The organism is Streptomyces sp. NPDC057854 (assembly GCF_042797055.1).
Lineage (GTDB): Bacteria > Actinomycetota > Actinomycetes > Streptomycetales > Streptomycetaceae > Streptomyces.
The window spans coordinates 1-14,136 of record NZ_JBHVMF010000042.1; the positions used below are offsets into that span (position 1 = coordinate 1).

Sequence of the window (14,136 nt, forward strand, 5' to 3'; positions counted from 1 at the left end):
GATACGACAAGACCGCCACCATCTACCTCGCCGGACTCCACATCGCCGCCATCTTCATCTGGTCGGCAAGATGATCCGAAAGAAACGCCCTAGCCCTCCGAGCCCAAGGAGGGCGGCGAGCAGAACGACGACCGCCGCGATCCAGGGATGCTGCGGACGACGAGAGCGGCCGGATCCTGGCGGTGGATCCTGTCGGGGCTTTCTGGCCCACGCACCCGAATCGGGTGAAGCCGATCGGCCTGGAGAGCGTGAGCGCCAAGGGTGACGGCGCCAGGCGCCGGGATCGTGTGAAGGGGAGGGGCACATGCCGCCCCCTCTCTGCGGGCTTCTCCCTCCGGTAGACCACCACCGGCGGAGCCGGACGGGCCCCTACGGCCGCCGAGCGAAACCCGCAGACCAAACAGCAGATCCTGCTGGAGTGCTAATCCCCCGCCTCCAGCGCCCTCGGCCGCTCGCCGACCGTATCGGCGAGCTCTGGGGCGTACAGCGTCGCGAGCGGTTCGGGGCCAGCGTACTGACGGCAGGAGCACTGTCGCGGCGCTACGGCGTCACCGTCGGCATCCGTGACACGCTTGCCCTTGACCACGGCATAGCACCGGCCGTCCCGCGTGTCGTGGTAGGCGAGATGATGCCGACAACCGCAGACCGGCTCCGGGCCGCTCAGCGCCCTCTCCTGCTCCTGCCGCCGCTCCGTACGCGCCTTCTTGAACCGGTCGTACGCTCCCCCGGCCACGTAGCCGCTCGCCAGAATCACCAGCGCGATCTCGAAACCTGTCATCGCATCCCCCTGCTTGTCATGCTCGCCATGGATCCTCCCACGCCGCGGTACGGCCACCGGCCCCCGGGCCACGCCGGCCACGGGCCCAAGAGCGCTTAAGATCCCTAGCAGTTGAAATGACGGACCATGCCTGCGAGGGAACGAATCACCTCATGTCCGAACGGACTACCGCACAGTTACGGCATGCCCTCGCCGACCGCTGTCGCCGCATCACGGACTCCTCCGGTTTCGCGACCGGCGTCTTCGGTCTCATCGCGGCCAACGCCGCGCTGCTGGGCATCGAAACCTACCCGGGCATCGTGGCCGAGTGGCAACCTACCCTGCGGGCCGCGGAGCACCTTTTCCTCGCTGCTTTCACCGCGGAGATACTCCTGCGGGCCGCCGCGCACGCCGACCGGCCCAGGGACTTCTTCCGTGACCCGTGGAACGTGTTCGACCTTCTCGTCGTCGCGGTGGCGTTCCTGCCTTTCGCACGCGAGAACGCCACCGTGCTGCGGCTGTTCCGGCTCGCCAGGGTGCTGCGCGCGGCACGGTTCCTGCCCCAGGTACGGATCGTGATCGTCGCCGTCGGCAAGAGTCTGCCCGGCACCCTCAGTTTTCTGCTGGTCGGTGGGCTGCTGCTGTACATGTACGCGATGGTCGGCTGGGTCTTCTTCGCCGACGACGACCCCGAACACTACGGCTCCCTCGGCCGCGCGGTCCTCACCCTTTTCCTCCTGATCACCCTGGACGGGCTGGGCGACGCGGTCCGCGCGGGCTTGGAGATATCGCGCTGGACCATCGTCTACTTCGCCTCCTTCGTCCTCCTCGGATCCTTCGTCCTCGTCAATCTCCTCATCGGCGTCGTCATCAACTCACTCCAGGAGGCTCGTGAACTCGAGTCAGTCGCCGACCGGACGCCCCCGCCTCCCGAACATGACGCCTCACGACTGCACGAACGCATCGCCGCCGCCCGCAAGGCACTCGACGAACTGGAAGCCGAGCTGAGCGCCATGGCCCGTCCCGTGCCGGAGGAACCGCCAGCCGTTTCCTCCCCGGCCCGCCCGAGGGATCACGAAAGCCGGGCAGTGGCACGGTCAAGCCGGTGAGGTCCCCCTACTCGGCGATGACCGGGCGATGAATCCCTGGCCGGTCATCCCGCTGAGGGCGACCAACTGTGCGAGGAACGCCCGGCGGAGTGGTCTGCCCAGTGTCATGGGCGCGGTCGCTCGGATGTCATGACGGCTACGCCGACGCCTCGCCGCCTCCCCAGGAGACGCGGGCTCCGCCGCCCGCGCGGACACGGTCGAGGACAGCGGCATGCAGTTGCGCGACTCCACCAGGCGGCACGGGCATGGGGCTACCGGTCAAGGTGTACCACTCGTCAGCGTCCTTGTACTGGACCAGGACGACGACCTGGCCGTCTGTGAGGGGTCCCGTGGCGACGGTAAGTTCACCGGTGACGACGCCGACTTCGTCGGTCATCGCACCGCCGGGGCCGGCCTTCACGTCATCCAGGTATGCACCCGGGCCGGGGGTGGGAGTGTCGGTCATGAGGAGCAAGTGTCCAGCATCTGACCGAGCATGTCCTTCTCCGACGCGGTCACCGACAGCTCATACGTGGCCTTGACCGATGTCCAGGCCCGGGCGTAGGTGCACCAGTAGGTCTTCGAGGGCGGCTGCCACTCGTCGGGGCCCTGGTCCCCCTTGGAGCGGTTGGAGGCAGCTGAGACGGCGAGGAGCTGCGGGTTCGTCAGGTCGTTGGCGAACTCCTTGCGCTTCTCCTGGGGCCACTTGTTCGCCCCGGACCGCCAGGCGTTGGCGAGGGGCACAGTGTGGTCGATGTCCAGCTCTGCCGCTTCCTTGAACGTCAGGTCGTCGTAGACGCTCCTCCAGGTTCCGGACACGGCACGGCACTCGGTGTCCCGTCTGACGTTCGCGCCGTCGCGATTCAGCACGGTCTCACGGGTGTTGCAGTTCTCTCCTTGAGAGGCCCAGTGCGGGAATCGGTCACGGCTGTAGCCGGACATCGAACCGTGCGGAGCGACCTTCAGCCCTGCGAGCTCCGTGAGCGCCTGCTCGGCGGTCGGCACGCCGGGCAGCGTCCCGTCCACCTCCGGAGCACTGCCGCCGGCCGCACCACTACGCGTCGGCAACGGCTTCGCGTCCCCGCCCGGGGACTTGGCATCGCCCTCCGCCGAGCACCCCGCCACCGCGATCAGGACCAGGGTCGCCGTCAAACTTGCTATTCCCACTCGCCTCTGACGTGCCATGGCCTGATGCATTCCCTCCGAATGAGCCTGTACGCACGGCAGCGTATCTGTTCGAACATGAGGTACCGCCCGACACACTCTTCGCCACCTGTGGGGTGTCCTCGTCGCGCCGGCCTGACAGACTCATCTGTTCCCTCGTTGCCGGTCGAGGCCCGCGGGAAGCGGGCTGCGAAGACCCCATGACCTTCGGCACGAGCGATCGTGGATCGGGGCGCACCAACTCGCCTGCGAACGACGTCGGCCGACCACAGCGGGCGAGCCGGTCACCTTGGCCACCCAACGGATGAGCGGGCCGGATCGGCATCGCCTCCTCCTCCCCCCCCGCCTGCTTGGGTGAAGACCTGCGCGGTGCTCGCTCGTAGCCGTGGACTCGCCACGGGGTCATCCCAGCGCCTTGGCCTGCTCCGTGGCCGAGGATTCCGGGAGTGCATGGAGCCGCACGGCCTGGCTGCCTGCGACGCTGTGCCGCTCGGCCCAGCTGTGCAGGGCGGCGCGGCACGCGTGGTCAAGGTGGTGGACCCCCGAGAGGTCGAGGACGACCTGGCGGTCACGGGGCAGCGCATCCAGGCTGTCCAGTATCTGGGGCAGCCGCAGGAAGTTCACCGTCCCGGCGAGCCGTACCCGTACCCCGCCGTAACCATCGTCGCTATGCTCCATCCGCAGATGGGACGCCTCCCAGGCGGCCTTCGCCACCGACAGCACAAGACCGATCAACACCCCTTCGAACATGCCGACCGCGACGATCGCCACCGCCGTCGCGACGAGCACGAGCGCCTCACCGCGATGCGTGCGCCAGAGCGTCGCCACACCCCGGAACGGGATCAGTTTCCAGCCGGCGTGGACCAGGATCCCCGCGAGGGCCGCGAGCGGGATGTACGCGAGGACAGCCGGCAGCAGGACCGCGAAGAGCAGCAGCCACACACCGTGCAGCACCCGGGACGCCTTCGTGCGGGCACCGGCCTCCACATTGGCCGAGCTGCGCACGATGACCGCTGTCAGCGGCAGGGCACCGAGCAGACCGCACACCGCGTTTCCCGCTCCCTGGGCCACCAGCTCCTTGTCGTAGTCCGTACGCGGACCGGTATGCAGCCGGTCGACGGCCGCCGCGCTGAACAGCGACTCCGCGGAGGCGATCAGCGCGAAGGCCAGCACCGTGCCAAGCAGCGTCAAGTCGACGAGGCCGGTAAGGGCATCGCCGCCAGGCAGCCGCACGGCATCCAGTACGCCACTCACCCGCACGGTGGCAACCGGGAGGTCGGCCGCCGCAGTCACCAGGGCGGCCAGCAGGACCGCCACCAGAGCCCCAGGCACCGCCCGGATCCGGCGAGGCAGCCTCCGCCACACCACAATCACGGCGATGGTCCCGGCGGCGATGGCGAGAGAGACGAGGGAGGCAGTTGCCCCCGATGCGCCGGTCAGAGCGCCGGGCAGACCCACCAGCTTGGCGAGCCCCCCATGGGGCGCCGTCACCCCGGCCGCCGCGTAGAGCTGGCCCGCGATGATCACGAGACCGATGCCCGCGAGCATGCCCTCGACGACGGACAGGGAGATCGCCCGGAACCAGCGCCCCCAACGCAGGACGCCCATGACGACTTGCAGGAGTCCGGCCAACAGCACGACCAGGCCAAGGGCCGGCAGCCCGAAGGCGCGGACCGCCTCCGCCACCAGCACGGTCAGACCGGCGGCCGGACCGGAGACCTGCAAACTGCTGCCGCGCATCACACCGGTGACGAGACCGCCGACGATGCCGGTGATCAGGCCGAGTTCGGCGGGGACGCCGGAGGCGACAGCCACCCCGACACAGAGGGGGAGAGCCACGAGGAAGACGACCAGCGAGGCGGCGAAGTCCTGCCGGACGCCGCGGAGGAAGAGTGGCATGCGTGTTCCCCTCGGAGGGTCTCGACAGAGCGGGCTCACGGGCCGCGCCCCGGACGTCGGAACAGGTGACGAGCAAATCGGCTGCGGGGGTCCTCAGTACCCCGCCCGTACCGGTGTCCCACGTCGATGAGGCGCGGCGTGAATGACTTCTCCTGGCACACCGCGACGGGCCGACCGCACGGTGGGGGTACCTCCCCTGTCAGCGGCGAAGCGGCGAGTGTGAAGGCTTCCGTGCTGCTGAGGTTGCGCCTTACATGCGTGAGGTGACAGTCAGACGGAGGGGCTGCGAAGGCCCGACGCCAGCGGCCCTGGCCAGATGTACGGCAGCCCACCGGCATGGCCTGAGGTCGGGTCGTGCCTCGCGGAGCGGCCGGGTTCGCGGTCCGTAGCGGGGACATCGCTTCGGGTTCCGCCGTGAGGCCCCAAAGCCTGCTTGGTGCAGACCGATTCGCCGTGAATCCACAACGACGCTCCCCGTCCGCGCACCAACCAGACCGTGTGGGAAGACGGGAGTGAAGGTGCCTCTTCGAGACGAAGGTATGCAGTCGGCCGACATGGCGAGCACCTCTCTCCCCAGGGGCGCACAAGGCCATCACAGTTCACAAAAAGGAGTTCAAGAGAAGGTCAATGCACAGTAATACGCCACGATGCCCCCTCCTCCGGAACGACACATGGGAACGAAGGATTCGCGACTGGATCGTGCTGCAGGATGACGCAATCACTCACACGATTGGCGCACAGAGTTACCAGCGCGCCGATGATTCGATCCACGTGCGCCGTCGCCTGCCGGAATGCGCCCCCAGGCTCGACGGCGCGGGGGCATCAGGGCGGCGTGAAGACTTCCCGGGTATTGGCCGCCCTGCCCGACCACAGCCCTACAGTGCGCCCATGAGCCGACATGAGGGACGCCTGCCCTCCGACCACCGCGTGCGCCGCCTCTCCCTCACGCTCTTCGTCGGCGCATCCTTCACGAGCGCCGTCGGGCTGGCCCTCGACAGCATGTGGCTGCTCGCCGCCGGCGCGTGGCAACTCATCGCAGCCGTCCTCCTGGAACTGGTCTACCGCCCCTGACCACCCACATCACAGGGCTTCCCTGAATCGCCGGCAGCGACTACCACGTGGCCCAAGGCGCCCGCCGCAATCGCTCGCCCCCCACCACCAGCCCACAGCAACTCACGCCGGACGACCTCGCGGAACCTACCTCGAGAGACACCGCACCTAGCGAGGGTCGGGAAAGCCGTCGAGGCCCAAGGGACAGGGGCTGAGCGGCATACCGTCGTCAGGTGAGTCGGCCAGGAACATCCGGTAGTGCTCGCCCCTGGCGGGGCGCAGCACGAGGGTCGCCTCCGGCACGAGGCCGCTGCGGAGAGACTCGAGGACACGGGGCCCGTCTTCGGCTGTGACTTCCGTGTGGAAGATACAGACGGAGCCGAGGTTGAGAAGGTGCCCTGCGATCGTGATCCCGTATTCGGAGCTTGTGACACGTAGCGACTGCGGTCGTCCGCTGAGCAACTCCCTGGTGTTCGCGTCGTCGATCCAGGTGAGTGTGATCGTCAGCTCGCGGCTGAATGGCGATGCGACGCAGCGGCCTTCCACCAGAAGGCGGGCCAACCGTAGAGCAATCCGGTCAGTCATCGACATGTCGTCCGGGATGGGAAAGTCCTGTTCACAGTATCGCTGGACCACTTCGAGGTCCTCCAAGAACAGCTGCAGCTGTGCCCACCGGCGGAGATCATCTGCAGGGCCGCTCTTCGGCAAACGCCCCGCACCGGCGAGTTGGCCGTCAATCATCACGCGAAAGTCGCCACCGAGCGAAAGGCGCCGGCGCAGCCGCAGCACCTTCAGCGCCTCTGCGGGACTGAGTCCGGCAAGGTCGAATTGGTACGCGAGCTTCGCCGGAGCTGATTCGTCGAACGGACGCAGCACCCGAAGCACCGCACCAGGCAGATCCACCTCGATCGAGCTCCCCAAGGAGCCGGAACCTCGCGCCTTCAGACGACCGGCGTACGACGCCTGCACGCTGTCGTCCTCGCCGAGGAAGACCACGGAGGCTACGGCGTCGTTCTTTGAGGCAGGTGAGATGGGCCTCCACAAGACCGTGGTGTTGGTGAATGTCTGCGCGATCCACTCCGGTCCGCTGACCGTCAGGCGCTCCACCACGTCGGGCGGGAGCTCGACCTCCTCGGCGACCCCGAACCCCAGGGAGCGAGTGACAGCGGCTGACAGACCGGCGTCTATGGCCGTTCCGGAAATGGTGAGGGCAATCGGGCTTACCTCATGAGCCCGGGGATGCTTCGGCCGCAAAGTCCGGATGACCTTGTCGCCTTCGCGGGCGAAGTCCACCGTCCAGTTCGGGTCGAGGTCGTCGACCACGCACCCCAGAGCCCGCACCCGAGCACCCAAGTCGGCCATACCGCCCGCCAGGACGTCCCGCTCCCGATTCATGATCTTCGCGTACTCCAGCAGGCCCCCATCGCCACTGGTGCGGCTGAGGCTGCGCTCGATATCGCTGTGCGCGGCGAGGCGATCGTCCAGGGCGGCCCGGTCCATCACGGTGACCTTCACGCCCCGGCCTTCACCCAGACCCATGACGAACGCCCGCTCGCCCGGGGTAAGAGTGCACGGAACGACGAGGACCCACTCATAGGGGTCGTGTTCCATTGCCCGCTTGAACGACTTCTTGATACTCGGTCTGCGCCCACGACCCTGCAGACCGTCAGGGAAGTACTTGAGCTGGTAGATCCGCAGGCGGCCGCCCTGCACCACGTCAATGTCTCGGCCGCCGTCACCGCCGCGCCCGTTGACCGCCCGGACCTCCGCCGTCTCGCTGTAAAGCCGGTGGACCAACGCCTCAACGACTCGGTCGAAATGCGGCTGCCCGATCCGATCCCACTCGAACGCCACCACACCCCCTACCTCGCAATGGACCCTCCCGGACAGCATGGCACTCGCCTCTGACAGCGCTGCGCAGTACGAACCCGTGGTAGCCGTCGAGCAGCAGACCGCGCTCAACCGGGCCGAGCCGGTCAAGGCGGGCCGCATCTGGGCAGCGCCCCGACCCCCGTCTACACGCGGCTCAGGATGCGGCCGGGCCCTCACAGACCCGAGGTCCACGCCATCACCCCGGCGGCCAGTCGTCCCGAAACCGCGATCCGGCGCCCTGAGCCCTTCTTCGAGATTGAGCCTACTCAGGCGGGATCAGACTCGCGCCTTGCCCTCATCCGCTCAAGCCCCGGGCTTCTGCCCTGCCCTCGCCCGCAGCCACTCAACGTGCCTTGGCAGCGCCTTCGGCGGCATGACGTCCCGTTCGACCAGGCCCGCCGCGACGGCTCTCCCTGGGGAGAATCTGGGGAGTATCGACGGTCCTGGGGAGCGCGTGGGGAGAATCGACCGCGTAACGCAGCACGATCCCGAAAGACGCTGAAAGACTCGTCCGTGCAGGTCAGGGGCGGGAACAGCCCAATCGATGCAGGTCAGCGCCGCCAGGTAGACAACTTCATGACGAAGTCCTCCAGGCCAGCACTGACGAATGGCATGACTCCAGCACCTCAGCCGTGCCGGCACCGCCGACAAGCTCCCCGAAGCCTCGCCGAGTCCCGATCCTATCGAGTCTCAGCAGGGACCTCAGACGCCCACCGACCTGACTTTCCGCCAGTATCGGGCTCACCCCGGCAGAACAGCACACGGGCTCGCCAGTCCGCGCCCACAGTTCAGTAGTCCACGGTGCACGTCCGGATCACGACTTGCACGAGCCCTCCGCGGCGGACTTCTTCCGACGCCACGCATGACCCCAGCATCGTGCTACTCCCACCTCGGTTCGGCAGCGCCGCGCGGAACCGACCACGGCTGTGCAGCAGTTGCAGCAGACGGCCGCAGAACGATCTTGCTAGGAGGTAGGCTATGCCGTCGCGGCTGGTGGCGGCGAATCTCGTCGGCACCAGCCCACAAACGGCTGCTGCGTCACTTGGGGGAAACGATGTCCGACTTTGTCGAGTTCAACTTTCCCGACGGACGAGCTGTGCTGATCGAGGTCTGGCCTACCGACGACACCAAGGTCGGCATCGATGCCGAATACCAGCTCCCCGGCAGCGCAGGCGTGGAGCCAGTCGGCCTCGGTGCCCGCGTTGTTGAGCAGGCGGGCAGGACGCTGAGCGAGGCGTTCGCTCCTCTTGTCCCAGTCCTCTCTGGTTTGCACGATCAGGTCACCAGCCTGCCGCGGAAGCCCGAGGAGCTGACCGTCGAGTTCGGCGTCAAGCTGACCGCCGGCCTGAAACTGGCCGTGGTGAGTGGGGGCGAGGCCAGCTTCAACGTCTCTGCCACGTGGCGACTTAGCGACGACGACCGCAACACAGCCTCCGTCGCTGAATGAAGCGGAAGCGGGCGCCATGTACCCGGTCTCCGCGGATGATTCACTGCGCACCGCCTTTGTTTCCTTCCTGAAACCGGACGGCACCGTAGTCGGCGGCGGCGTCCTGGTCACCGACGAGAGCGCCGTCGTCTCCGTCCTCACCTGCGCCCATGTCGTCAACATGGCTTTGGGGAGGCATCAGTTCGCAAGTGACAAACCCACTTCCGAATCGGTGACCGTGGCCTTTCCGTCCGTTCCCGGCCAACGCTGTTCCGCCCATGTCGTCGGATGGTGGCCGGCACGTTCTCTTCGCGATGAGGAAGGGACGCTCTCTGGCACGGAGAGACGCTGGCGTGGAGACATTGCCACGCTCCGGGTGACTGACGTACTACCCGAGCAAGTACGGCCAGTGCGCCTCGCAGCTCCCGCCCTCGGACAGGCGGCATGGAGCTGGTTCGGCAGCGGTGAACCGACCTCCGTTGTTCGGGTGCACGTGGCCGCGGTGGCCGACGACTGGCTGGTCCTCAGCGGCGCCCCCACGGGGCATGCCGTCCAACCGGGCTACAGCGGCAGCCCTCTGTGGGACAGGAAGCTGCAGGCGGTCGTCGGGATTCTCGTCAGCGCACATCACTCGCTGCCATACAGTCGGCTGAGCACGGCGGACATCACCCGGCAGAGCTACGCGATCCGGGCAGACATCATCGCCGAGCGCTGTCTAGCACACGGGCAAAAGCAACGTCTCCTTCCCGCCGACGTGCAGTCCCTGCTCAACGCACAGCGCAGTGCGGCGCGTGCCTTCCCCTATCGTGCTGTCGGCCTCCACGGCCGTGATCCCTCGGCGGTCTACGTACGCCAGCAGGTGTCTACATCCGATAATGCCGCTGTTGCATTGGCTGCCGACCCCGAGAATGCCGGTACGGCACCTGACCCAGTGGTCCTGAGACCGAAAACAATCGAAGAGGCCCTTGCCACACACCGGCACCTGTTCCTCACGGGCGTGGCGGGTTCCGGAAAATCCACTCTGACCCTTCAATTAGCGACCCGAGCCGTCGTGCTGCCAGGGGAGAGCGCCGCCGCCGCTACCCTCCTGCCCGTCCGGTTGCTGGCAAGGGATCTGGCAGCCCGTCCCGGCATGCGCCTTCTCTCCGCGGTGTCAGACGCCCTCGGGGCGAGCCTTGCGAGGTTCCTGGCACGCGACCTCGATCCGCGACTGTTGGAACGGCGCGTGCCTGGATCGCGCTGGCTCTTGGTTATCGACGGCTTGGACGAGGTCACCTCGCGAGCAGATCGCGCCGACCTAATCGAACGCCTACGGGTCTTCATGGAGGAGGAGCGCGAGTACCACGTTCTGATCACCAGCCGGCCCTTACCTGACGACGAACGCCGAACCTGGGACAGCGACAAGGAGCTCACGCACTACGCCATCGAGCCCTTCCAACATCATCAGCGGGCCCAGTTTGCACGTTCCTGGTTCGCAGATGACGTGGACCTTGCCGAGTCATTCCTTCGCGAGCTGGCCGCATCCCGGCTCGAGGAGGAGGCGTCCATCCCGCTCCTGGCCACGGTCGCAGCAGTTGTGTTCGCTGAGGCGCCCAACCAGCCCCTTCCCGCAAGCCGCTTCGACCTGTACGAACGGTACTTCTCCCATCTGTACGACTCCCGAGCCCGCCAGCTACTCAGTGACACGCAGTCCCGGCTCGCTGGCCGACCGATGGCGGAAAAGCTGGCTCAGGAGCTGGTCGAGGCACGAGTTGCAATCATCGAGCACCTTGCACCGCTGGCTCTGAAAGCCCGATCTCTGCTGTCCGAAGCACTCCAATGGCTGGCCGACCGAGGCATCACTCCCACTCCGGCACCAGCGGACTGGACCGAAATCGTTGGCTCAGTTCTCACGTCCACCGGGTTGCTGCTTCCAGACGGCGAAGGTCTCACCTTTGCCCACCACACCTTCGCCGAGCACATCTGCGACCTACTCGACGCCCGCCGTCTTCCTTCCCGATTCGATCCCGACGATCCAATTTGGTGGAAAACGCTCAGCCTTGCATGCACGGACGGGGATCTCACAGCGCAGCGGACGATCCTCCACAGAGCACTGATCAATAGCGACGCCCCTGAACTTCTCGACTGGCTGCTCGCGGGTAACGACACCGCTCGGGAGCTCGCTGCTGCACTGGTTTCCCGTGGTGTTCGGGCGACAGCAGGTCAACACGAAGCTCTGGCTCGCACTTTCGACTTCTGGCTATGGCGGGCATTGCGCGGCGGCAACGGCCGGTACGCAAACCAAGTGATCATTAACCAAGTGGTCCGTGCACTGAGCCTGCTGCGCAGCCTTGATCATCCCCTGCAGCGAGTGATCCACGGTGCTGCGGAGAACGCGGCTTTGCCCGACATCGTGCGCGAGGCTGCCGCGCACGCTCTACTGCGGTCGGGCGAGCCGCATAGATCCCGCGGCCTCATCCTTCTCCGCCGTTTCGCCTGCGATCCTCAGCTCGCGGGTGCAGTACGCGTCCGGGCGGCTCTAGCACTGGAGTCTGCGGGCGCTTTTCCGGCGGCGAGGGAAAGCCTCACTTTGCTATCACAGGACGTGGCGTTCCTCCACGAGCATCACCGCAACATGGCCGAGCAGTTACTGAGCGATGCCCCAGAATGGATCTCGCTTCCTCACAGGCCGGCCGCCGGCCCCTCACTCATCGATCTACGCCCGATTCCAGCAGACCTATCCATCGAGGAGGAACATTCGGAGGGCGTGAGCACCCCGCCGGGCTTCATGGAGTCCCCCCGCGACCCCGATGAGGTGGTGCCATGGTCCGCCGAGGCAGGTCTCCTGGACCTGCCCGTCGACATCTCTGCGCTCCTGTCTCTCCCCCCGACGTCGGATGAAGAAGCGGTGGCGGCAGCAGCAGTCCGGGCGGTGACCGCGGATTTGTCCTGCGCACTGCAAGGGCAGGCCACACCTGGCGCACATCTGGCTGCAGGGGTATGGTCGCGGCTCGCGAAGTGGCTCGGTACCCGGCCTGCGCCTCCACACTCCGCGCATGCGGCATCGGTGATACGGCTCCTGGAAGCCGTCGCTGGTCACCAACGCCAGATGGACGACCGACCCCGCCCTCTTGTCAGCCATCCACAGCGAGCCGTCCTGGCCGCACTGCTGCTGCGAGCTCGGCCTGAGCACCAGCTGGCCGGACTGCGGCTGCTGACTGGGCCCATGGCCATCTGGGACGTGAACGTCGTCCGATTCTTACTGCAGGTCGCGGCCTCGTACCAACCAGGGCTACGCGAGCAGGTGGTCGCCCAGCATTGCCGCATCCTGCTGGACTCGCGCCTACCAAATCTATGCAGGCAAGACATTCTGATGTCGGCCCGGAGCATCGACGCCGATGCTGCGGCCGCCTTCCTTACCCAGCGCTGTGCAGCCGACCCCTACATGGTGACGACGAATGTCCTCCGATTGGGCCCCCAATACCGAGCAGACGCGGTGGGCTACGTTCAGCGTAGGGCGCTCCCCTCCCTGGATGGCGTACTCGAAAGCTGGTGCAAGGCAGCCAGCGTCCTGCTGGGTACCGGCTCGCGCGGTGACCGTGAAGAAATGGGCCGCCTGCTGAAGGAGATTGCGCTTCGTACGGAGGTTAGCGCTACGCAAGCGCTGGCCGTGACCGCAGTCCTCGCCAGTCACAATCGCGCGGAGGCAGGGCCCTGTGCGGGACACATAGCCCGCTCCGCTGCGGCATCCGACACGCACCGAATGGCAGCGGCCCGCCTCCTTGCCCGCCTCGGCGCCGGGCCGGACTACGAATCGGTCGTCCTGGACGTTCTTGACAGGCTTGACGCCCAACAGCCGCCCCCGGGGGCGGTGGCTTTCGCTGCCGATGTCGCATGTATCAGCCCGACAGTACGTGATAGGTCCGAGGCATTCCTTCGCACCTGTCTGCAGTCTGGTTCGGAAAGCCTCCCCACGCAGCTGATTGTGGCCGAGCTGGCCAGTCTCGGCCCCTCCGCCCGAGCCCGCCTTTGCCGTGATCTTGTACGGCTACTACGAGGCTCAAGGGACTGGCAGCAGCGGTCAGGGCCTATCGAGGGCATCGCCCTGCTCGGACCCGACTTGCACGAGGCCACCCAAGCCCTGCTCTCTAGCCGAGTTCGGACATCGGAAGCCGCGGCTGATCGCTTTGGCGCCATCGATCTCCTCAAGGGCCTGGATTGGCAGGGCTCTGGACATAGGGCAGCGGCACTCCTAACGACCTTGGCCGACACCGAATCCGAGCCCCCGACGACGCGCGCCCTCGCAGCACGCCGCCTATACAGGTACGGCCCGCAGCACCTCCCTACCGTGCTGCGCACCTTGCGGGCTCTGGCTGCAAATGACGATATCTTGCCGCCTCTGTTGAGCATCCAGATCGCAAGAGAACTCGCCACCGTCGGTGCCATCGAGCAAGCCGAACAGGTGCTCGCCACGCTTGCCCGGAACGAGGCCCTGTTGGAACCAGACCGAGTCGAGGCCGCGCTACTGCTGCTGGTCCTTGATACCTCCTGCTCGGAAGGCACAAGGCAGACGCTCGCCGCTATGGCCCATGATCGGCGACTCTCAGCCGATACCCGAAGTTGGGCTGCCGAGGCACCATCCGCCCTCGCCGGGAAGAATCGGCACGCCGCTCTGCTGGGTCAGCCCCGTCTACCAGCTCCGCACGGCTGAAAGACTGCGGTGCCGCCACAGTCCGCACCTGTGGCGGCGGTCGGCAGTCCAGTCGTCGTGGCGGATGGGTTAGAGGCCAGCCGAGTCTCCATCCGCGCCTTCGGCCGCATCAAGGTTCCTGGCGCGCCTGCCGATGCCTGGACCGCGTCGAAGCGGCAAGGCGCTCGTCCGGCCTGCCCCGGCCGGCTCA

General features: G+C 66.9%; 9 protein-coding genes. 4 read left to right on the forward strand and 5 right to left on the reverse strand.

The window, feature by feature from the left end:
- Positions 1-421 precede the first annotated feature (421 nt).
- On the reverse strand, positions 422-778 hold the full coding sequence (locus tag ACFVQZ_RS35620) for a hypothetical protein (RefSeq protein ID WP_383629022.1): 357 nt from the start codon (positions 776-778) through the stop codon (positions 422-424).
- Positions 779-930: 152 nt separating this feature from the next.
- Between ACFVQZ_RS35620 and ACFVQZ_RS35625 the strand changes: the two genes are divergently transcribed.
- Positions 931-1,866, forward strand: a complete 936-nt coding sequence (locus ACFVQZ_RS35625; protein ID WP_383629062.1) for an ion transporter — start codon at positions 931-933, stop codon at positions 1,864-1,866.
- 136 nt (positions 1,867-2,002) lie between these two features.
- Here the strand turns inward: ACFVQZ_RS35625 and ACFVQZ_RS35630 are convergent, their stop codons facing one another.
- The 3 genes from ACFVQZ_RS35630 to ACFVQZ_RS35640 form a co-directional block, all read right to left on the reverse strand.
- On the reverse strand, positions 2,003-2,311 hold the full coding sequence (locus tag ACFVQZ_RS35630) for a hypothetical protein (protein ID WP_383629024.1): 309 nt from the start codon (positions 2,309-2,311) through the stop codon (positions 2,003-2,005).
- Positions 2,308-3,030, reverse strand: coding sequence for an HNH endonuclease family protein (locus tag ACFVQZ_RS35635; RefSeq protein ID WP_383629026.1), 723 nt, complete (start codon positions 3,028-3,030; stop codon positions 2,308-2,310). Before ACFVQZ_RS35635 ends, ACFVQZ_RS35630 begins: the two co-directional genes overlap by 4 nt.
- 381 nt (positions 3,031-3,411) lie before the next feature.
- Complete coding sequence (locus ACFVQZ_RS35640; RefSeq protein WP_383629028.1) at positions 3,412-4,908, reverse strand: SulP family inorganic anion transporter; 1,497 nt, start codon at positions 4,906-4,908, stop codon at positions 3,412-3,414.
- 888 nt (positions 4,909-5,796) lie between these two features.
- On the opposite strand from ACFVQZ_RS35640, the gene ACFVQZ_RS35645 reads away from it, so the two are divergent.
- A complete protein-coding gene (locus tag ACFVQZ_RS35645) occupies positions 5,797-5,979 on the forward strand; it encodes a hypothetical protein (RefSeq protein ID WP_383629030.1) in 183 nt (60 codons plus the stop codon).
- Positions 5,980-6,126: 147 nt separating this feature from the next.
- On the opposite strand, the gene ACFVQZ_RS35650 is transcribed toward ACFVQZ_RS35645, so the two are convergent.
- Entirely contained in the window at positions 6,127-7,815 is a 1,689-nt protein-coding gene (locus tag ACFVQZ_RS35650) for a hypothetical protein (protein WP_383629032.1), read from the reverse strand.
- 1,069 nt (positions 7,816-8,884) lie between these two features.
- Between ACFVQZ_RS35650 and ACFVQZ_RS35655 the strand changes: the two genes are divergently transcribed.
- Together ACFVQZ_RS35655 and ACFVQZ_RS35660 are read left to right on the forward strand one after the other, a co-directional pair.
- Complete coding sequence (locus ACFVQZ_RS35655; protein ID WP_383629034.1) at positions 8,885-9,277, forward strand: CU044_2847 family protein; 393 nt, start codon at positions 8,885-8,887, stop codon at positions 9,275-9,277.
- 16 nt (positions 9,278-9,293) lie between these two features.
- Positions 9,294-13,946 carry an NACHT domain-containing protein gene (locus ACFVQZ_RS35660; protein ID WP_383629036.1) on the forward strand — a complete coding sequence of 1,551 codons (4,653 nt, stop codon included), beginning with the start codon at positions 9,294-9,296 and terminating at the stop codon, positions 13,944-13,946.
- Positions 13,947-14,136 lie beyond the last annotated feature (190 nt).